Source organism: Gloeomargarita sp. (assembly GCF_053491055.1).
In genome coordinates this window covers 1-20,177 of sequence record NZ_JBRCEP010000033.1, presented here as the reverse complement: position 1 = coordinate 20,177, position 20,177 = coordinate 1, and the positions used below count along the sequence as shown (strand labels likewise).

Sequence of the window (20,177 nt, the reverse complement as noted above, 5' to 3'; positions counted from 1 at the left end):
ATTTGGGGTTTCTGCCTATGAACATCGTCATTCATGGCAAAAACATTGCCATTACCGACCCCATTCGTGCCTATGTGGAGAAGAAATTAGAAAAAGCCCTCGGGCATTTTAATGGTTTGGTAACGGAAGTGGATGCCCATTTATCGGTTGCACGTAATCCCCGGATTCACGATACCCATATTGCCGAGGTCACCCTGTATGTGGGGGGAACCGTGATGCGGGCCGAAGAGCGCAGTGAAAATCTCTACGCCAGTATTGACCTGGTAGCGGACAAGTTGGCGCGCAAAGTCCGCAAATTTAAGGAGAAAAAGCAGGCCAAGTTGCACAGCACGCCCGCTTTGGTGGGGGCAGGGGAATTGGTGCCGCCTAGCCCGCAACACACACCCACGTTGCCTAAGGAGGTGGTGCGCCGCAAATACTTTGCCATGCCGCCGATGACGGTGGAGGAAGCCCTGGAGCAGTTGGAATTGGTTGACCACGATTTTTATGTGTTTCGCAATGCGGAAACGGGGGAAATCAACGTGGTCTATGAGCGCAACCACGGGGGCTATGGCCTGATCCAACCCCGCGGCAACGGCCACCATCCCCCCAAATCCGCCTAGGGGTTACACTAGGAGAGCAGCTTTTGGTGAGAACCCCTATGGTGACGACGGCCCTGGCGCCGAATCAACAACTGTTGCCGCTGACGGCCACAGGCAACGACCAGGGGCACTTGGAGATTGGGGGCTGTGATGTGGTGGCGTTGGTGCGCCAGTGGGGGTCGCCCTTGTACATTCTGGATGAGATGACCCTGCGTACTGCTTGTCGCCAGTACCGGGAGGGATTCCAGCGCTACTATCCGGGGGAATCCCAGGTGATCTATGCCGCCAAAGCCTGGTGTTGTCTGGGGGTGCTGGCGGTAGTCGTCAGCGAGGGGTTGGGGGTGGATGTGGTTTCCGGCGGGGAACTGACGACGGCCATGCACCTGGGGGTCGCCCCGAGCTTGGTCTATTTCCACGGCAACAACAAATCCCAGGCGGAACTGGAACTGGCTTTGGCCTATGGCTGCCGGATCGTGGTGGATAACTGGTATGAATTGCAACGCCTGGCCGAGGCTGCTGCTACGGCTCCAGCGCCGCCCCAGGTGTTGCTCCGGTTTACGCCGGGGATTGAATGCCACACCCACGAATACATCCGCACGGGCCACCTCGACAGCAAATTTGGGTTTGACCCACAGCAACTCCCGGCGCTGTTTCGCTGGTTCCAGGAACAACGGCAGGTGGTCTGTATCGGGCTGCACGCCCATATTGGGTCGCAGATTTTTGCCCTGGCGCCCCACCGGGACCTAACCGAGGTGTTGGTGACGGCCTACGCCCAGGGGTTGGCGGCGGGTTTGCCTCTGCGGGAGGTGAATGTGGGGGGTGGGTTGGGCATTCGCTACACGGAGGCGGACCAACCACCGGCGATCCAAGACTGGGTGCAGGTGGTCAGCCAGGGCATCGTGGAACAGTGCCGTCGGCGGGACGTGCCCTTGCCGAAGCTCATCTGCGAACCGGGGCGGTCGTTGGTGGGGCCTGCCGGGGTGACGGCCTACACCCTGGGCGGGCGCAAGGAAATTCCCGGTGGGCGCACCTATGTCAGTGTGGATGGGGGGATGTCCGACAATCCCCGCCCAATTACCTACCAGGCGCGCTACCAGGCTCTGGTTGCCAACCGGGTCGCTGCGCCGGTGGCCGAGACGGTCACGGTGGCCGGGAAACACTGCGAATCCGGGGACATTCTCATCCGCGATATTCCCTTGCCCGCCACCCAACCAGGCGATATCTTGGTGGTTTTGGCAACCGGGGCCTACACCTACAGCATGGCGTCCAACTACAACCGCATACCCCGTCCGGCAGCCGTGCTGGTGCGCGAGGGGGATGCCAGCCTGCTGCTCAAACGGGAGACCTGGGCGGAGCTGATGCGCTTCGATTGTCTGCCCAGCCACCTGGCCTAGCGACAGAGGGCAACCCCCCCGCGGGGATTGGGCTGGACACAGCGCAGGGGTTGCTGGGCAATGGCGCCAAAGCCAATTTTCCCCAACAGGTTGACCCAGTCTTGCTGTAAATCCTGGTTCTGGGGATTATGCCGTTGCAGCGCCACCAGCCGTTGCAGCGCATCATACCAAATCCCCGCCTCGGCCAAAATTGCCGGGTAGTCCCCCACCGACGCTTGCGCCAGAGCAGCGGCCAATTTGGGGTTGTCCGGAGAAATGCGCTCAATCCGCCCAATCGTCGTCATCCAGCCATCCGGGTCGCTGCTGGTCATGCCTTCAGCAGTACATTGCACAGCAAGCGACCATTCATATTCCTGTCCTACGGCCAAAGGTGTCGCCGTCGCCGGTAGGCTCAGACTGCCAATCCCCCCGCCGCTACTGGTGAATGTTTCCGTGTAAACAAGGTCTCCCACTTGCCCTTGGGCATTCACCTGGCGCAGTTGAAATTCTACCCGCGTGGGACGCTCCAACTCCGGCAGATACCAGAAGAAGGTGGGATAGTCCTGCAGGGTTTGGCCGTAATTCCCTTCTGGGAGCAACGCCCGCAGTTTTTGCGCCTTGTCCTTGGCACAGCCAGAACCCCGTTTGGAGGCGCCTTCCCGGTTGCCAGGACGCCCAACGGTCGGGAGATTCAAGCTGGCAAAGGTCGCCCGCCGACGCCCTGGCGTGACCACCAACCGGGATAGCACATTGGGGGGCAAGGGTGTCTCCAACGCGGCGCGCACACTAGGGGTTGCCCCGGCTGGCAAGACCAACTTTTGCCCCACCAGAATCAGGTCCGGGTCATCGCGTAGACTGGGGTTGGCCTGCAACATCTGCTCCAGGGTGACCTTGTGACGGCGGGCAATCCCGGTCAGGGTATCTCCCAGCCGCACCGTGTAATAGGTCTGTGCCCAACTCCCTGGGGTCACGCCCAAAATGCCACCGAGCACCAAACCGCTGACCCAGAGATGCCATTGCCGTTGCATCGGAATACTCCTTGAGGGTGTACCTACTGTTTGGGGGGAGGGGGGACTTGGTCAAGCTGGCGTTCCAACCGGCGGCCCGGCTGCTGCAAAGCACAGATTTCCCGTGCCAACCGTTGTTGACCCACACCGAGGAAACGCAAAAAACTGTTGCTCGCTGGCGACGAAGGAACCGGCAGGTCCAGTTCCGACCGACAGGCATACACCTGCGCCATAAACTAACCTGTGGCCCAAAGCGTAATCATCGCGACCCGTTAGACGTCCCTGCGCCAACGATGCAGACATAATCCCAATGCCATTATACCCAGACCGGCCGGGAAACACATCTCCTATCGCCCCTGCTTCGCACCTAGGGGCCGAGCCATAAGCCGCATGGCTCATACCAACTTAAGCTACGCTTGCGCAGCGTGGCAGCGGCAAATACTGTCCGTTATTTTATTTGAGGTTCTCCATCCGTTTTGTCAGGCATGACCTGAGGTTTCCCCAGCAACCCCTGGCCTCATGCCGCACCCCCACCGAACCGTTCTTATTTCTTTGACTCGTCCGACTTGTTGGCGTCGGTGATGCGTTGAAACAGATACCCCGTACCCCGCGCCGTAAGAATCAAATCCGGGTTGCTGGGGTCGTCTTCCAGTTTCGCCCGCAGGCGGGAAATATGTACATCCACCACCCGCGTGTCCACATGACGTTCCGGCGTGTACCCCCACACCTCCTGCAAAATATCCGTGCGGGAAAAGGGTTCGCCCGACCGACTCACCAACAACTCCAACAAACTAAATTCCATCCCCGTTAAACGGACGCGCTCGTTATTTTTATACACCTGGCGCTTATTGGTATCAATTTTGATGTTGTTAATCGTGATGACCCCCGAACTGGGAATGCTGCTGCCTGACCCATTCTTGTCCACCCGGCGCAACACCGACCGAATCCGCGCCTCCAATTCCTTGGGCGAAAAGGGCTTGACCACGTAGTCGTCCGCCCCCAACTCCAACCCCGTAATCCGGTCCGCTACGTCCCCTAGGGCAGTCAGCATAATAATCGGTACGTCGGATTCTTTGCGTAGCTCCTGGCAGACCCCGTAGCCGTCCAGCTTTGGCATCATGACATCTAAAACCACAAGGTGGGGGTGCTCCCGCTTGAAAACAGTCAGTGCCTCCTCCCCATCCGCCGCCGTGACCACATCGTAGCCAATCATCGACAGACGGGTCTCCAAAATCCGCCGGATGCTGGCCTCGTCGTCAACGACTAAAATCCGTTCTTTGCGGTTTTCCAAGGTGGTTGCAGCTCCCATAAGCCTAACCCTCTTTTCCCTAACCTTGCCCCCATGGCGTAACACCAAAGGCAGGTCTGGCACGCTTGGGTATTCATTAATTATATTTTATCTTACGCAATGTTTGTTTTTCACCTACTGCAGACCGGCATGCCCTAGGGCTGTAGGGGAGGGGAGGGGAGGGGACGATGGAGCGCATTTCTGCGGATGAACTGGCCATTTACCTAGACATCGCCACGGAAGCGGCGGCCAGTGGGGGCGCTGTTTTGCAGAAGTATTGGGGGAAATTAGGGGAGATTCAGGAAAAAGGTCGCAGTGGCGATCTGGTCACAGCGGCTGACCGGGAGGCGGAAGCGGCCATCGTCCGGGTCCTGCGGCGGCATTTTCCCCACCACGCTATCTTGGCTGAGGAATCGGGCTGGCAGCAGTCGTCCCCGCAGCGGGAGTTTGTCTGGGCGGTGGACCCCCTCGACGGCACGACCAATTTTGCCCATCAGTACCCCTTCTACAGCGTGTCTGTTGCCCTGTTGTTTCAAGGGGAGCCGGTAGTGGGGGTGGTGTTGGACCCGCTGCGGCAGGATGTGTTCCGGGCAGCCCAGGGCCTGGGGGCAACCTGTAACCGCCAACCGATTCAGGTGTCGCGCACAGCAACCCTGGAGCGGAGTTTGCTGGTGACGGGTTTTGCCTACGACCGTCGGGAAACGCCGGACAACAATTACGCGGAATTTTGCCATCTCACCCACCGCTGCCAAGGCGTGCGCCGGGGGGGGTCGGCGGCCATCGATTTGGCCTACGTGGCCTGGGGGCGCTTGGATGGCTACTGGGAACGGGGTCTGTCCCCTTGGGATATTGCCGCCGGGGTGGTGCTGGTGCGGGAAGCAGGGGGAATGGTCACCGCCTACGACGGCAACCCGCTGGATGTGTTCTCCGGGCGCTTGTTGGCCACCAACGGCTGGATTCATGCGGCGTTGAGCCAAGCCCTTATGAACTGTACGACGCGGGTGCTTCTGGGGCCGTAAGTTCCCAGGCCTGGGCAATCAGTTGGCTGAGCCAAAAACGGGTGGCCGGTTCCAACAGACCGTCTTCGGCCAGAATCTGCGCCTGGAGTTCCGCCAGGGATTGCCCTGCTGCCTGCCCCAACCGCACCAGACCCGCAATCACCAGGGCAATCCGGTCCGGACTGGGGGGTTCTTGCCGCAGCGCCGCAAATTCTTCCGGGGTCTGGGGAATCGACGGTACCATAACAGGCCACAATCTATAAAAAACAGCGTAAACAGGAACCCACAAAGGATGAGAAGATTGTAAACTTTTTTAAGGACACTTCTCAGAATGTAACAAATTGGATGGGTAGTTGGCGGTGATCCAGGAGCTTTGCTATCGGGAGGTGCCTACCCCGGCGGTGGCGCAGGTGCGGGCGTGGTTGCATCGGTGGCGGGCGCCGGGGTTGACGGTGACGCCTATGCCGACGGGGTTGCATCTGCGGCAGGGGGAGGGGGAATGGACGGTGGTGACCTGGGAATTGCAGCGCACGACCTATCTGAAGGTGTTTCGCTGGCGGGCAGGTGCGGGGGAGCGGGTCTGGTTGCGGCGGTTGACGGCGGATTTGGCGCGCGAGTTCCCGCCGCGTTACCCGGAATTGCCGGTGCTGCCTGATGGTTCCGATATTTTCCAGGCGTTGGCGCCTTACTATCCTGAGACGGTGCGCTATTTCCAGCGGTTGCCCAATGGGGCCTATGACCTGCGGCGGGTGTACTGGTGGGAGCAGCGGTGGCGGCAGGGGGTGAAAAACCCGCAGGTGGCGGCGGTGGTGGGGCCGGGGGAGGTGGCGGCCCCGCCGGAGTACGATTTGGTGTATGTGGGGGGGGCGTTGGGGGTGATCCATGCGGCGGTGATGGCGCGGCTGGGCTATCGGGTGCTGTTGGTGGAGCGGTTGCCCTTTGGTCGCATGAACCGGGAATGGAACATTTCGCGCGCGGAGTTGCAGACGCTTGTTGACCTGAATTTGTTTACGGCGGCGGAGGTAGAAGGGCTGATTGCCTGTGAATACGTAGACGGGTTCCATCAGTTTTATTGGCCGGAGGTGCCGCGGCGGGTGCGGGCGCCGGTGTTGCATACCCCCAAGGTGCTCAATGTGGCGCTCAATACCCAGAAATTGCTGGCCCTGGCCGGGCAAAAACTCCGGCAGGCGGGGGGGGACATCTGGGATGAGTGGGAATTTGTCCGGGCCGAGGTGGGGGCGCAAGGGGTAAGGCTGCACCTGCACCATCTGCCGACGGGCAAAACCCAAACGGTGACGGGGCGGTTGCTGGTGGATGCGATGGGGACGGCCTCGCCGATTGCCTGGCAGTTGAACGGGGGGCGGGCGTTTGACAGTGTGTGTCCGACGGTGGGGGCGGTGATCAAGGGGTTGGACCCGCAGGTGTGGGACCCCCGCTATGGGGATGTGCTGCACAGTCATGGGGATATTTCCCGGGGACGGCAGTTGATTTGGGAGTTGTTTCCGGGGGGGAATGGGGAAGTGACGGTGTATTTGTTCTACTACCACCAGCCCTGTCCGGCCAATCCGGGTTCCCTCTTAGAGCTTTATGAAGATTTTTTTCACATTCTCCCGGAGTACCGCCGCTGCAACCTCGACCAGTTGGTGTGGGTCAAGGCTACGTTTGGCTATATTCCGGGGCATTTTAGCAGCGGGTTTGGGGAGCGGCGGGTGGCCGGGGACCGGGTGGTCTGCATTGGGGATGCGGCGGCCTTGCAGTCGCCTTTGGTGTTTACGGGGTTTGGTTCCTTGGTGCGGAATTTGCCCCGGCTGGCGGATTTGTTGGATACGGCGTTGCGCCATGACCTGCTGGGGGCGGCGTCTTTGAATGCCATTCGGGCCTATCAGGGCAACAGTGCGGTGACCTGGCTGTTTTCCAAGGGGATGATGGTGCCGACGGGGAAACAATTGCCCCCGGCGCGGATCAATGCCATTTTGCATACGTTTTTTGGCCTGCTGGCGACGCAACCCCCGGAGGTGGCCGAGCGGTTTATCAAAGACCGCAGCGGTTGGGGGGAATTTACGGCGATGGCGCTGCAGGCAGCCTGGCGGAATCCGGCGTTGCTGCTGTGGATCATCCCCCTGGTGCGGTGGGGGGAACTAGGGCGCTGGCTGGTGAGCTATCTGAGGTTTACCTGGGAGGCGCTGGTGAGCGCGCTGGTGTTGCCCTGGTGGCCGGGGCTGTTGCGCCGTTGGCAACCCTGGTTGGAACGGTATGCGCCGGGGCTGTGGCTGCGGTTGCTGGCGCGCAGCTATCACCTGGGGTATGGGGTGGGACGACCGCGGCTGGAACGGCGGTTGCCCGTGTCTTTGTAGGGCGCGTGTTATGCTAACGGGAGGGAGAGGGGGGAATCCGCATGGCTGACGACCCACGCCTCGCAAGTCGGTATCGTTGTGATTTTGTACCAACAGCGGTGGAAACGGTAGGGCTCGATGTGGTACGGGGGTTGCGCCAGCGTCCCAAAACCCTGCCCAGCTATTACTTCTACGACCGGCGGGGGTCGGAATTATTCGAGCAGATTTGCGCTTTGCCGGAGTATTATCCCACCCGTACCGAGCAGGGCATTCTCACTGCTTGTGCCCAGGAAATTGTGGCGTTGACGGGGCCGTGTGACCTGGTGGAATTAGGGAGTGGTAGTTCCCGCAAAACCTGCATTTTGCTGGATGCGTACACGCAGGCGCAGGGGGAAATCACCTACATTCCCATTGATGTCAGCACGTCCATGTTGCAGACGGCGGCCTGGGATTTGTTGCGGGCCTATCCCCGCTTATCCATTCACGCCTTGGCGGGGGTTTATGAGGTGGCGCTTGCCCAGTTACCACCGGCGACCCGGCCCCGCTTGTTGCTGTTTTTAGGGAGTACGATTGGCAATTTGTCGCCCCAGGAGGAGGTGCAGTTTTTCCAGCAAGTTCATGCCTGTTTGGCCCCAGGGGATTACTTTTTGTTGGGGGTGGATTTACGCAAGGACCGGGAGATTCTGCACCGTGCCTACAATGACAACCAAGGGGTCACCGCCCAATTCAACCGCAACATCCTTTGCCATCTCAATCGCAAATTCAACGGCAATTTCAACCCGGCTGCCTTTGCCCATTGGGCCTTTTACAACCAGGAATTGCATCAGATTGAAATGCACCTGGTGAGCCTGGATGACCAAAAGGTGCAACTGCTGCGCCTGGGGTTGGAAGTGACCCTGTTGGCGCAAGAGACGATTCGCACGGAAATTTCCCGGAAGTTTGACCTGCCAGAGTTGACCAAACAACTCGATGGCTACGGTTTGCCGGTGCAGCGGGTGTGGCAGGACGCCCAGGGGTGGTTTGCCCTGGTGTTGGCCCAGAAGGTGTGAACCGGCCCAGGGTAGGCGTAAAACCCAAGAACAAGATAAAAATTTTAACCCCAATTTCCCTAGTCGGGTTCACCTATAAGAAAAACTGGGGATAAATCCGGTTTTGATTACAAATCCGGTTGGGTGCAGACAATCGGCCTTATCCGTTCTATGGTGATGAATGGAACAGCGTTCCATATCCATTCTTGAGGAGAATCCCCTATGGCTACCTATAAGGTGCGCTTGATCAATCAGGATCAGGGCATTGACACGGTGATTGACTGCCCTGATGACGAGTACATTCTGGATGCGGCCGAAAGTGCCGGTCTGGACCTGCCCTATTCCTGCCGGGCGGGGGCCTGTTCCACCTGTGCGGGTAAGTTGATTGAGGGGGCGCCCCCGGACCAGTCGGACCAGTCTTTTTTGGATGACGACCAAATCAGCCAAGGGTATGTGCTGACCTGTGTGGCCTATCCCACCGGCGATTGCACCATTCTCACCCACCAGGAAGAAAATCTGTACTAGTCCCCCAGGGGCGGCGGGTCCCACTGCTCCCCACCGCGCAGGCGTAGGCCATGCCACCAATCGGCGCCGGACATGGGGCGTTTGCCGGGTGGCTGTACCTTGGTCAAAATCAAACTCCCTGCCCCGGTTGTCACGAGGGGGCCAAAGGGTTTGGCCAAGGCGATAAGGGTGCCGGGGGCGCCGGTGTCGGCCAGGGCAGGGAGGGTCAATTCGGGAAAGCGGGCCTGCACCTGGGGCAGACATTCGGGCGCGAGGGGAATGCTGGCTAGGACCTTCACCCGTTGCCCCCGCCAGAGGCCAAAACAGTCGGGGTAAAATCCCCGGATTTGGTTGTGCAGGTGCAGGGCGGGTCGCCGCCAATCCAAAACGTAATGTTGCGGCTGGAGCAACGGGGCATAGGTCGCCTGGGTTTCGTCCTGGGGGATGGGCGTCAGATGGGGGAGTTGGGGCAAGGTGGCGCACAGCAATTGGGCGGTCAATTCGGCCAGGGTGTGCCACAGCTCCGGCAGGGATGTGAATAGGTCAATGGGCACGGTTTGACTGGCCAGGATAGGGCCGGTGTCCATGCCCGCGTCCATCAGCATCAGGGTCACGCCCGTCTGGGTTTCCCCCTGGGCCAAAGCCCACTGGATGGGGGCGGCGCCCCGGTATTTGGGCAAAAGGGAGGCATGGCCGTTGACGCACCCGTAGCGCGGCAGCGCCAGCACCTGGGGGGGAAGTATCTGGCCGTAGGCGACCACCACAAACACATCGGCGTTTAAGGCCTGTAGCGCCTGCTGTGTCTCGGTATCCCGGCGTAAGCGGGCGGGTTGCCACACCGGGAGGTGATGCTGTTGCGCCACCACCTTGACCGGGGGTGGTTGCACTTTTTGTCCCCGGCCCTGGGGTTGATCCGGCTGGGTGACCACGCCCAGCACTTCCATTTGGGGATGGGCCAGCAGTGCCGTCAGGGTGGGTACGGCAAAATCCGGTGTGCCAAAAAAAACCAGCCGCATGTTTTGCCTGGAATCCTTGCCCCCATCCTAGCCTTCGGCCTGCTGCTCTGGGGAAGCCAACAACTGGCTGAAGGTGTGCAGGTGGGTTTTGAGGGTGGTCAAACGCTGTTGCACCTGTTGCCAGCGCTGGGTTTGGGTGGCCGGTTGTCGGGCTGCCTGCCAAAAAAGCCATTCCTGCCGCAAAAGGTGCAGGTGTTTGTGGATTTCCACCCCGCAGGCCCGCGCCGGCGCCGGCAAGTTGGCCAAGGTCGTCGGCAACTGGTCAATCCAAGTGGTCAGCAGCTCAGGCAGGGACGCCAACTGGGCGGTGGCTTGGTCCCCTTGAGAGAACCGCTGGCAATAGGCCCACATCTGCTGATAAAGGGGCGGCAGGGGGCTGGCATTCCCAGGCATGCGCCACAGCGGGTCGCGGACACCTACAATGGTAAAGAAAAGAGAAGATAAACAGGAATTCTATGGCGGATATTGTCGAACTGGCGGTGGGGGCAGGCTGTTTCCAAACCCTTGTGGCTGCGGTCCAGGCTGCTGGCCTGGTGGAGGCCCTCAAAAGTCCCGGCCCTTTTACCGTGTTTGCCCCCAACGACGACGCCTTTGCCGCGCTGCCGCCAGGTACGGTGACAACTCTTGTGCAAAACCCACCGCAACTGGCCCGCATCTTGAAATACCACGTGGTCGCAGGGCGCTACACCAAGGCAGATTTGCACGATGGCCTGCGGTTGCAATCTCTAGAAGGTTCCCTGATTCCCATCTTTTTGCAGGGCCAGGAGTTTGAGGTGAAAAATGCCACCGTGCTGACCGCCGATATTTTGGCGGATAATGGGGTGATTCATGTGCTCAACCGCGTGATTTTGATGGGGGGAGACGGGCCAGCGCCAGGGGATGTGACCAAGGGCTGGTATTCCCAACCGGTGACCGGGCTTTAGGGGCGGATATTACGGAATTTGAGGGAAGTTAACGTTTGATTGCAAAAACCGGCCAGGGCGGGTCAGGGGTGGGGGCGGGAATGGTACGGTTACCCCATAGGCATGGTTTGAGGGGTTATGTATCGTCCAAGCAAACGGGATTGGCCTGCGGCTTTGGTCACGGCGGGTTTGGGTGCCGGGGTGGTCACGTCTTTGGCGGTGGCGCAGGGGCAACATCCGTTGGTGGCGTTGGGGATTACCCTGTTTGCCGCCGTGATGGCGGTGGTGGTGGATGAATTGCGTCAGGGCTAAATCCTAAGCATTGGGGCAAAAAAACCTATAATAGGGGATGCCGTACCTGCGGGAAAGCCCGGTGCGCAAGACGGTGGCTGTTGTGTAACGGCTATCCTAAAGCGTCATCTCTGGTGTGTGCCGGAAATGACAGCGGCAGGTTTTTTTGTGTCCTAATGTGGTCGTGTAGGTTGCCCTATGAGTGATTCCCCTATGCCCTGGCTGACTGAGGAACGTGCCGCCTGTGGGGTTGGTTTTATTGCCGACTGGCGGGGGCGGGCCAGCCATGACCTGGTGACGCAGGCCTTGGCGGCGTTGGCCTGTCTGGAGCATCGGGGGGGCTGTAGTGCCGACCGGGATTCGGGGGATGGGGCGGGGCTGTTGACGGGTTTGCCCTGGGGCCTGCTGCAGGCGTGGGCACAGCGGCTGGGGTGGCCGTCGTTGGTGCCGGGACGGACGGGGGTTGGGATGGTGTTTTTACCGCCGCAGGCGCAGGAGGTGGTGCAGGCGTGGATGACCCAGGAATTGCAGCAGGCGGGTTTGACGGTGATCGGTTGGCGGCAGGTGCCGGTGCGCCCGGAGGTATTGGGGGTGCAGGCGCGGCAAAATTGTCCGGCGATTGCCCAGGTGGTGGTGACCCATCCCCAGTGGCAGGATGAGGTGTTGGAACAGGAGTTGTACATCCTGCGCAAGCGTTTGGAACGGCAGGCGGGGGCGCAGCCTTGGGGGTCGGATTTTTATATTTGTTCCCTATCAGGCCGCACGATGGTTTATAAGGGGATGGTGCGCGCGGCGGTGCTGGGGGAGTTCTATCGGGATTTGCAAGATGAGCGCTACCAAAGTGCCTTTGCCATTTTTCATCGCCGTTTTAGCACCAATACCCTACCGAAATGGCCGTTGGCGCAGCCGATGCGCTTGCTGGGGCACAACGGGGAAATTAATACGCTGCTGGGGAATATCAACTGGATGATGGCGCGGGAGGCAAGTTTTGCCCATCCCTTGTGGGAAGGGCGGATGGCGGACCTGCGACCGGTGGTGAACCCGAAAAATAGTGATTCGGCCAATTTGGACAATGCGTTGGAATTGTTGGTGCGCTCGGGCCGCAGTCCCTTAGAGGCGATGATGCTGCTGATTCCGGAGGCCTACCACCACCAGCCGGAGTTGGCGGCCTATCCCGAAGTGGTGGATTTTTACACCTACTACGCCGGGTTGCAGGAGCCATGGGATGGCCCGGCGCTGATTGTGTTTGGGGATGGGCAGGTGGTGGGGGCGACCCTGGACCGCAATGGGTTGCGCCCGGCGCGCTATGTGCTGACCCAGGATGACCGGGTGATTGTGGCCTCGGAGGCGGGCGTGGTGGACATTCCCCCGCCGCAGGTGGTGGCCAAGGGACGGTTGGGGCCAGGGCAGATGCTGGCGGTGGATTTGGTCAAGGGGGAATTGCTCACCAATTGGACGATCAAGCAGCAGGTGGCGCGGCGGTTGCCCTACGGGGAGTGGGTACGCACCTATCGCCGGGTGTTGCCGCTACAGTCGTTTGCGGAAACATGTCAGTACGATGAAGTGACATTGGTGCAATACCAAAGGGCGTTTGGGTACACCGCCGAGGATGTGGAATTGGTGATTGAGCCGATGGCCAGTACGGGCAAGGAACCCACGTTTTGCATGGGGGATGATACCCCGTTGGCGGTGCTGTCGGACCAGCCCCATGTGCTGTATGACTATTTCAAGCAGCGGTTTGCCCAGGTGACCAACCCGCCGATTGACCCGCTGCGGGAGAGTTTGGTGATGTCGTTGGAGATGGGGTTAGGCCCGCGGGGGAATTTGTTGCAGGTGCGCCCGGAGGATGCCCGATTGTTGTGGCTGACCTCGCCGGTGCTCAACGAGGCGGAATTGCAGGCGGTGCAGGCGGGGCCGTTGCCGACGGTGACTTTGAGTACGTTGTTTGCCATCGAAGGCGGCAGCGACCGGTTGCAGCAGGCGGTGGCGGCTCTGTGTGCCCAGGCGGCCCAGGCGGTGCAGGCGGGGGCGGAAATTCTCGTTCTCAGTGACCGGGTGGAGCCGCTGACGGCCACCTGTACCTGGATACCGCCGTTGTTGGCGGTGGGGGCGGTGCATCACCATTTGATTGCCCAGGGGTTGCGCCTGCGGGTGTCGTTGGTGGTGGAGACGGCCCAGTGTTGGAGTACGCACCATTTCGCCTGTTTGATTGGCTATGGGGCCAGTGCGGTGTGTCCTTACCTGGCTTGGGAAACGGTGCGGCGCTGGTGGCACGAGGAGAAAACCCAAACCCAGATGGCGCAGGGGAAAATCCGCCGCTGTAGCTTGGCGGAAGCCCAGGCCAATTACCGGGCGGCGGTGGAGGCGGGCTTGCTGAAAATCCTCTCGAAAATGGGGATTTCCCTGCTTTCGAGCTATCACGGGGCGCAGATTTTTGAAATTTTGGGGCTGGGGCCGGAGGTGGTGGATGTTGGGTTCCGGGGCACGGTCTCCCAACTGGGCGGCTTGAATTGGGCGGAATTGTACGCGGAAGTGCTCCAGATTCACCGGCGGGCGTTTCCAGAGTTGACCCAGAAGAAGTTGGACAATTTGGGGTTTGTGCAGGCTAGGCCCCGCGGGGAGTACCACATGAATTCGCCGGAAATGGCCAAAGCCTTGCACAAGGCGGTGCGCTCTGGGCAACCGGCGGATTTTGCCGTTTACCAGCAGCTTTTGGAAAACCGGCCACCGACAGCGCCGCGGGATTTGCTGACGTTGGTCAGCGACCGGGCGCCCATTCCCCTGGAGGAGGTAGAGCCGGCCAGCAGCATTGTCACCCGCTTTTGCACCGGGGGCATGTCCCTGGGGGCTTTGTCGCGGGAAGCCCACGAGGTGTTGGCGATTGCCATGAACCGTCTGGGGGGCAAGTCCAACTCAGGGGAAGGGGGGGAGGACCCGGTGCGGTTCCGGGTGCTGACGGATGTGGATGCGACGGGGCATTCGCCCACTCTGCCCCATGTGCACGGGCTACGCAACGGGGATACGGCCAGTTCGGCGATCAAGCAGGTGGCGTCGGGGCGGTTTGGGGTGACGCCGGAGTATTTGCTGCAGGCTAAGCAGATTGAGATCAAGATTGCCCAGGGGGCCAAGCCCGGGGAGGGGGGGCAATTGCCGGGGAACAAAGTGAGTCCTTATATCGCCATGCTGCGCCGTTCCAAGCCGGGGGTGCCCTTGATTTCGCCGCCCCCCCACCACGATATTTATTCGATTGAGGATTTGGCGCAGTTGATTTTTGACCTGCATCAGGTGAATCCCCAGGCGCAGGTGTCGGTGAAGTTGGTGGCGGAAATCGGCATTGGCACGGTGGCGGCGGGGGTGGCCAAGGCCAACGCGGATGTGATCCAAATTTCTGGCCATGATGGGGGGACAGGGGCGTCGCCCTTGAGTTCGATCAAGCATGCGGGCACGCCCTGGGAGTTGGGTTTGACGGAGGTGCAGCGGGTGCTGATGGACAACCAACTGCGCGACCGGGTGATTTTGCGGGTGGATGGGGGGTTGAAGACCGGCTGGGATGTGGTGGTGGCGGCCTTGATGGGGGCGGAGGAGTTTGGGTTTGGGTCGGTGGCGATGATTGCCGCCGGGTGCATCATGGCGCGGGTGTGCCATACAAATAATTGCCCGGTGGGGGTGGCGACCCAGCGGGAGGATTTGCGGCGGCGGTTTCCGGGGACGCCGGAGCAGGTGGTGAATTTCTTTTTGTTTGTTGCGGAGGAGGTGCGGCAGATTTTGGCCCAGTTGGGCTATCGTTCGCTGGCGGAGGTGATTGGGCGGGCGGATTTGCTCCGGCCCCGGCAGGTGACGCTGCGCAAAACCCAGGGGTTGCAGGTGGCGGCCTTGACCCAGTTGCCGGATACCCGTACCCAGCGGGATTGGCTGCACCACGAACCGGTTCACAGCAACGGGCCGGTGTTGGATGAGGTGTTGTTGCACAAGCCGGAGGTGCAGTGGGCCATCCAAACCCACGGCACGGCGACGGTACATTTTGCCATTCGCAACACCGACCGCAGTGTGGGGGCGCGCATTGCCGGGGAACTGGCCCGTCGCTACGGGGATGAGGGGTTTCGGGGGCAGTTGACCTTTTATGCCACAGGCAGTGCGGGGCAGAGTTTTGGGGCGTTCAATCTGCCGGGGATGACTCTGCACCTGACGGGGGAGGCCAACGACTACGTGGGCAAGGGGATGCACGGCGGGGAAATTATTGTGGTGCCGCACCCGGAGTTGGCCTGTGACCCCAGTGAGCAGGTGATTATTGGGAATACCTGTCTGTACGGGGCCACGGGGGGGCGGTTGTTTGCCTATGGCCGGGCGGGGGAGCGGTTTGCGGTGCGCAATTCCCTGGCCCAGGCGGTGATCGAGGGGGCGGGGGACCACTGTTGCGAGTACATGACCGGCGGGGTGGTGGTGGTGCTTGGCCCGGTAGGACGGAATGTGGGGGCGGGCATGACCGGCGGTTTGGCCTATTTTTTGGACGAGCAGGGGGATTTTCCCTTGCGGGTCAACCGGGAGATCGTCACGATTCAACGGGTCACAAGCCCAGCGGGCGTGCAGCAATTGCGCCAGTTGATCCAGGATTACGAGGCGCGCACCGGCAGTCGCAAAGCCCAGACCATCCTGCGCCAGTGGGCGGACTATTTACCCCGCTTCTGGCAGGTGGTGCCCCCTTCGGAAGCGACGACCCCGGAAGCCCAGGCCGCGGTGTTGGAGCGGGTTTAGGGCGAAAAGCAGGTGGCGGAGGCATGGGGCGTGTCGGGCGGGCTTGGCTTGCTGCTGCTGGTACTGGCGGGGGGAGGCCTCTGGGGGGTGGACCGTTGGTGGCGCCGCCGTTCGGCCAATCCGGTGCAGTTGACCCGCGGGCAATGGCGGATGGAGATTCAAGAACCGGAGCATTATCGCTGGCGGGGGCAGTTGGAATGGGTCAACGCCAGTTCCCGGTTTGAGGTGATGATCCCGGAATGCACGGTGGAGGTGCAGCTTTTATCCCAAAAGGACACGGCGGGCATTGCGGTCAAAACCGAGTTGCGTTCCCAGCACCCGGAGGTTCCGGCCCGTCCTGATGGCTATTGGGCGGCCTGTATTATCAAACGGCGGCAGCGGGTGGGGCTGGAAGTGACGGTGGATATTACGGGTGCGGATTTGACGGGGTTGCAGGCGGCCTGGCTGCGCTGGCGGTATGTGACCTACGGCCCGGCAGGTTGGGTGCCGCGCTGGCAGCATGTGGTGTTACCCTTGGCGTTTCCTGACCCCAGCCGCACGTTGGCGAGTCGGCGCAGTCCGGGGGGGGCGGAAATTTTGCTGATCCGCACCCATCTGCTGTGCCATTTGGATGACCCGGTGGCGGTGGTCAAACGCTATGCCCTGCCCCATGCCCTGCCGGGGGATGTGGTGGTGTTGGGGGAAACGCCGGTGGCGATCATGCAGGGGCGGTGGCGGCATCCCCAGCAAATCCAACCCAGTTGGTTGGCGCGGCGGCTGTGTACGTTTTTTTTGCCCACGTCCAGCCTGGCGACCGCCTGCGGGTTGCAAACCCTGATCGACCTGGTGGGGGCGCCCAGGGTGGTGGTGGCATTTCTCATCGGCGCTGTGGCCAAACTGCTGGGCCAGCCGGGGGTGTTTTACCGGTTGGCGGGGGACCAGGCGGCGCTGATTGATGATGTGACCGGCACGCTACCTCCTTACGACCAATTTGTGGTCCTCGGGCCAAGCCGCCCCCACACGGTGGTGGCCGAGATCAAGGAGCAAACCGGATTGCCGGCGGCGATTGTGGATGTCAACGATCTGAAAGCGGTTAGAATAGTAGCCAGGACGGAGGATGTGGATGCGTCCCTGTTGCACCGGGTGTTGGTAGATAACCCCGCTGGCAATGCGGCAGAACAAACTCCCCTGTTGTTGATCCGTCCCCTGCCCCCCGAACCAGCACCGTCATCGACACCTGCCGATGCTTACCATTCGTCCCCCCCATCCCCAGGAGTGGAAACTGCTCCCGACGCGACCAGGAGAAGTGGAGTGGTGGGAACGGAGGGGCCATACCTGGGTGGCGGTGGAAGCGAGCCAGGTGGTGGGAGCCATTCAGGTCGTGCCTTTTAACCGCAGTCGCAGTACTTGGCAGGTGCGGTGGGTGACCAACCCGACGCTGGCGGTGGGTTCCCAATTGTTGCGCTATGCTTTGGAAACGGTGGTGGAAGCCCGCACCTGGGTGGTGGAAGTGGGTACGCAGGAAGTGGATGCGCTGGCGTTGTACCGGCAGAATGGGTTTCAACCGCTGGCGCACTGCACCTATTGGCATTTGCACGGGGAAGCCTTGACGGCCCTGGCCCGGGCACCGGTGGAAACGCCGCCCCTTAGCCCGGTGGGGAATGGGGATGCCTATTTGCGCTACCAATTGGACACGGTGGCGATGCCGCCTTTGGTGCGCCAGGTGTTTGACCGGCACCCGCAGGATTTTATGATTCCCCTGTGGCAGCGGCTGTGGCGGCAGTGGCGGGGGTGGCAGGGACGTTCCCGCCCCATCCAAAATTACGTGTTTGAACCGCAGCGCAAGGCGGCAATTGGGTATTTCTGCCTGTGGTTTGACCCCCAGGCCCAGCAGCCCCACCCGGTGGATTTGACGGTGCATCCGGCCTACACCTGGTTATACCCGCAGTTGCTTTCGTACCTGACCCGGTTGGTGGCGCCGGAGCCGGGGTTGCGCTTGGCCTGTATGGACTATCAACCGGAGCGGGAAGCCTGTTTCCAGTGGGCGGGTGCGGTGCCCCAGGGGGAAACCCTGTGGCTTTCTCGTTCCGTGTGGCACAAGTTGCGGGAGGCCAAGGTGAATCTCCAGGAAGTGCCGAACCTGGCGGCGGTGTTGCCCCAATTGCAACCGGTGCCCCTCACGCCGCGGGATTCGTTTGCCGGGGACCAGAACATGGCACAATAAGCTGCAGGTGCCAAGGGGAATGATGGTTGTCGGTTTGGGTTTGGATATTGGCCGCAAGCGGGTGGGGGTCGCCATCAATGACCCAACCGGTCTAGTGGTGACGGGGTTGCCGACCTTGACCTGGCCGCGGGTGCCCCAGGCGTTGGCGGCAATTGTCCAGGAACGGCAACCGCAGGTGTTGGTGGTGGGGTTGCCGACTTATGCGGATGGCCGGCCTAGCGCCCAAACCCGCTACACCCAAAAACAGGGGGCCTACCTGGGGCGCTATTTGGGGTTGCCGGTAGTGTATGTGGATGAGGTGCTGACTTCCTGGAGTGCGGCCCAGATGTTGGACCGGCGCCGCTATCGCCATGCGGAGGACTACCGGGCGGCGGTGGACCAACAGGCGGCCATCCTCATTCTGCGCCAATGGCTTGCCCAACAATCCCGTTCCTCGGCTTGTCGTTCTGGAGACTGCTATGGGGCACAACTCCCAACCCAATCATTTTGACGTACCAGCGCAGGTGGTGCTGGTGGACGAGCGGGGGCGTTCCCTCGCCTGCTATGTGGACCGCACGTTGGAGGTGGACGAACGCCCCTATCTGCTGTTGTTGCCGGTGGATGCGCCGGTGGAACTGTTTGCCTGGAATGAGGCAGAAGATACCCTGGTGGACCTGGAGGAGGAGGAATTGGCCAAAGTTTTGCCGATTGCCCGCGACATCTTGGCCGAGCAAAACCTCACGTTGCTGGATACGGCTTTGACCCTGACGGCCAAGGGAGAACTGCCGGAGGATTCGGAAACCCTATTTTTGGACTACGAGGGGCAGGAAGGGGAAATCGAATCAGAAGAATTTCAGGAATTGGGGGTGTTTTACTACGAAGGCCGCCGCTACGGGGTTTATACGCCCTTGGACCCCCTGTTGTTTTTTGCGCGGCTCAACAGCGATGGTCAGCCGGAACCCTTGACTGCCGAAGAAATGGAGCGTCTGGGTCCCCGCCTGGAAGCGGAACTGTTCAACGATTTGGACTAGGGGCGAAACAAGTGCCGGTGTGCCGGATGGTAGAGGTGGGAACGGGCAGCGCCTGCCTGCAACACGGGGCTGACCACGTATAGGGTGGTGCGGGTTAGACGTTCCCGGTGGGTAAGGGCGGCCATCTCGGTCAGCGGCACGACCCAAATCTGTTCCTGGGGCCAACCCAACCGATGACAGACCGCCACCGGGGTATCGGGGGGGTAATGCTGGAGCAATTCTGCTTGCGCTTTGTCCACCAACCGGGCGCTGAGATAGAGGCCCAAGGTGGCGCGGTGGGCTGCCAAATCCACCAAACGTTCGGGCATGGGCGTCACCCCCGCTGTGCGCGTCAAAATCACCGTTTGCACCAACTCCGGCACGGTCCATTCGGTGGTCAACCGGGCAGCGGCCAACTGCATTGCCCCGACACCGGGGACAATTTCCACCGCCACGCCCGCTGCATGCAACGCCTGAATTTGCTCATGAATCGCCCCGTACAGACTCACATCCCCAGAGTGCAGCCGCACCACCGATTTTCCCGCCTGCGCCCGCGCAATCATCAACGGCACGATGGCTTCCAGGGTCAAACTTTTGGTGGGAATCCGCTCACAATCCGGGCGGGTCAAGGCCACGATTGCCGGGGGAACCAGGGAATCCGCATAGAGCAGCACATCCGCCGTTTTCAGCAAGCGCTCTGCCCGCACCGTCAACAACTCCGGATCGCCCGGCCCAGCGCCCACTAGGTAAATTTTGGGTGGATGGGACATAGGTTCCCTGCCATACCATTGCTGATTCTAAGAAAAAAACGACTCCCCAAGGGACTGGGGAGCCGTTGGTTGGTGTCTCAGCTAGAGACCGTTACTACGCAGGTCGCGCTCCAGAGGACTAGCCCACAATCAGGATTTGGCT

The 20,177-nt window shown here is 60.9% G+C and carries 20 protein-coding genes; 13 read left to right on the top strand and 7 right to left on the bottom strand.

Going from position 1 to position 20,177, the window contains the following annotated elements; genetic code table 11:
* Nucleotides 1-17 precede the first annotated feature (17 nt).
* The gene (hpf, locus tag ACWISF_RS03600) at nt 18-602 is read left to right on the top strand and encodes a ribosome hibernation-promoting factor, HPF/YfiA family (RefSeq protein WP_448380223.1); all 585 of its coding nucleotides are present in this window, start codon (nt 18-20) and stop codon (nt 600-602) included.
* Nucleotides 603-640: 38 nt separating this feature from the next.
* Nucleotides 641-1,975 (top strand): diaminopimelate decarboxylase, encoded by a 1,335-nt coding sequence (gene lysA, locus ACWISF_RS03595; protein WP_448380222.1) that lies wholly within the window; start codon nt 641-643, stop codon nt 1,973-1,975.
* Here the strand turns inward: lysA and ACWISF_RS03590 are convergent.
* The 3 genes from ACWISF_RS03590 to rpaB form a co-directional block, all read right to left on the bottom strand.
* The gene (locus tag ACWISF_RS03590) at nt 1,972-2,982 is read right to left on the bottom strand and encodes a DUF928 domain-containing protein (protein WP_448380221.1); all 1,011 of its coding nucleotides are present in this window, start codon (nt 2,980-2,982) and stop codon (nt 1,972-1,974) included. The genes lysA and ACWISF_RS03590 overlap by 4 nt on opposite strands.
* Nucleotides 2,983-3,005: 23 nt before the next feature.
* On the bottom strand, nt 3,006-3,194 hold the full coding sequence (locus ACWISF_RS03585; RefSeq protein WP_448380220.1) for a hypothetical protein: 189 nt from the start codon (nt 3,192-3,194) through the stop codon (nt 3,006-3,008).
* Nucleotides 3,195-3,505: 311 nt separating this feature from the next.
* On the bottom strand, nt 3,506-4,270 hold the full coding sequence (gene rpaB, locus ACWISF_RS03580; protein WP_448380219.1) for a response regulator transcription factor RpaB: 765 nt from the start codon (nt 4,268-4,270) through the stop codon (nt 3,506-3,508).
* Between the two features lie 167 nt (nt 4,271-4,437).
* On the opposite strand from rpaB, the gene ACWISF_RS03575 reads away from it, so the two are divergent.
* Complete coding sequence (locus tag ACWISF_RS03575) at nt 4,438-5,268, top strand: inositol monophosphatase family protein (protein WP_448380218.1); 831 nt, start codon at nt 4,438-4,440, stop codon at nt 5,266-5,268.
* On the opposite strand, the gene ACWISF_RS03570 is transcribed toward ACWISF_RS03575, so the two are convergent.
* Nucleotides 5,231-5,491 (bottom strand): hypothetical protein, encoded by a 261-nt coding sequence (locus ACWISF_RS03570; RefSeq protein WP_448380217.1) that lies wholly within the window; start codon nt 5,489-5,491, stop codon nt 5,231-5,233. The two genes, ACWISF_RS03575 and ACWISF_RS03570, sit on opposite strands and share 38 nt — an antisense overlap.
* Before the next feature lie 118 nt (nt 5,492-5,609).
* On the opposite strand from ACWISF_RS03570, the gene ACWISF_RS03565 reads away from it, so the two are divergent.
* The 3 genes from ACWISF_RS03565 (at nt 5,610) to ACWISF_RS03555 (ending at nt 9,133) form a co-directional block, all read left to right on the top strand.
* Nucleotides 5,610-7,601: an NAD(P)/FAD-dependent oxidoreductase gene (locus tag ACWISF_RS03565; RefSeq protein WP_448380229.1), complete on the top strand. Its 1,992-nt coding sequence runs from the start codon at nt 5,610-5,612 to the stop codon at nt 7,599-7,601.
* Nucleotides 7,602-7,642: 41 nt separating this feature from the next.
* A complete protein-coding gene (gene egtD / locus ACWISF_RS03560) occupies nt 7,643-8,629 on the top strand; it encodes an L-histidine N(alpha)-methyltransferase (RefSeq protein WP_448380216.1) in 987 nt (328 codons plus the stop codon).
* 201 nt (nt 8,630-8,830) lie between these two features.
* Nucleotides 8,831-9,133 carry a ferredoxin gene (locus ACWISF_RS03555; protein WP_448380215.1) on the top strand — a complete coding sequence of 101 codons (303 nt, stop codon included), beginning with the start codon at nt 8,831-8,833 and terminating at the stop codon, nt 9,131-9,133.
* On the opposite strand, the gene fmt is transcribed toward ACWISF_RS03555, so the two are convergent.
* Both fmt and ACWISF_RS03545 read right to left on the bottom strand, forming a co-directional pair.
* Nucleotides 9,130-10,128 carry a methionyl-tRNA formyltransferase gene (gene fmt / locus ACWISF_RS03550; protein WP_448380214.1) on the bottom strand — a complete coding sequence of 333 codons (999 nt, stop codon included), beginning with the start codon at nt 10,126-10,128 and terminating at the stop codon, nt 9,130-9,132. The two genes, ACWISF_RS03555 and fmt, sit on opposite strands and share 4 nt — an antisense overlap.
* Nucleotides 10,129-10,155: 27 nt before the next feature.
* Nucleotides 10,156-10,521, bottom strand: coding sequence for a hypothetical protein (locus ACWISF_RS03545; protein WP_448380213.1), 366 nt, complete (start codon nt 10,519-10,521; stop codon nt 10,156-10,158).
* Between the two features lie 62 nt (nt 10,522-10,583).
* Here ACWISF_RS03545 and ACWISF_RS03540 point away from each other — a divergent pair, with 62 nt between their 5' ends.
* The 7 genes from ACWISF_RS03540 (at nt 10,584) to ACWISF_RS03510 (ending at nt 19,286) form a co-directional block, all read left to right on the top strand.
* A complete protein-coding gene (locus ACWISF_RS03540; RefSeq protein WP_448380212.1) occupies nt 10,584-11,051 on the top strand; it encodes a fasciclin domain-containing protein in 468 nt (155 codons plus the stop codon).
* A 117-nt stretch (nt 11,052-11,168) separates the two neighbouring features.
* Nucleotides 11,169-11,342, top strand: coding sequence for a hypothetical protein (locus tag ACWISF_RS03535; RefSeq protein WP_448380211.1), 174 nt, complete (start codon nt 11,169-11,171; stop codon nt 11,340-11,342).
* Nucleotides 11,343-11,519: 177 nt separating this feature from the next.
* On the top strand, nt 11,520-16,073 hold the full coding sequence (locus ACWISF_RS03530) for a glutamate synthase-related protein (protein WP_448380210.1): 4,554 nt from the start codon (nt 11,520-11,522) through the stop codon (nt 16,071-16,073).
* 12 nt (nt 16,074-16,085) lie between these two features.
* Nucleotides 16,086-17,444: a F420-0:Gamma-glutamyl ligase gene (locus ACWISF_RS03525; RefSeq protein WP_448380209.1), complete on the top strand. Its 1,359-nt coding sequence runs from the start codon at nt 16,086-16,088 to the stop codon at nt 17,442-17,444.
* Entirely contained in the window at nt 17,359-18,276 is a 918-nt protein-coding gene (locus ACWISF_RS03520) for a GNAT family N-acetyltransferase (protein ID WP_448380208.1), read from the top strand. Before ACWISF_RS03525 ends, ACWISF_RS03520 begins: the two co-directional genes overlap by 86 nt.
* A 19-nt stretch (nt 18,277-18,295) precedes the next feature.
* The gene (gene ruvX, locus ACWISF_RS03515) at nt 18,296-18,766 is read left to right on the top strand and encodes a Holliday junction resolvase RuvX (protein WP_448380207.1); all 471 of its coding nucleotides are present in this window, start codon (nt 18,296-18,298) and stop codon (nt 18,764-18,766) included.
* Nucleotides 18,735-19,286, top strand: a complete 552-nt coding sequence (locus tag ACWISF_RS03510) for a DUF3727 domain-containing protein (protein ID WP_448380206.1) — start codon at nt 18,735-18,737, stop codon at nt 19,284-19,286. Before ruvX ends, ACWISF_RS03510 begins: the two co-directional genes overlap by 32 nt.
* Here the strand turns inward: ACWISF_RS03510 and cobM are convergent.
* Nucleotides 19,283-20,035 carry a precorrin-4 C(11)-methyltransferase gene (cobM, locus tag ACWISF_RS03505; protein ID WP_448380205.1) on the bottom strand — a complete coding sequence of 251 codons (753 nt, stop codon included), beginning with the start codon at nt 20,033-20,035 and terminating at the stop codon, nt 19,283-19,285. The two genes, ACWISF_RS03510 and cobM, sit on opposite strands and share 4 nt — an antisense overlap.
* Nucleotides 20,036-20,177: the final 142 nt, after the last annotated feature.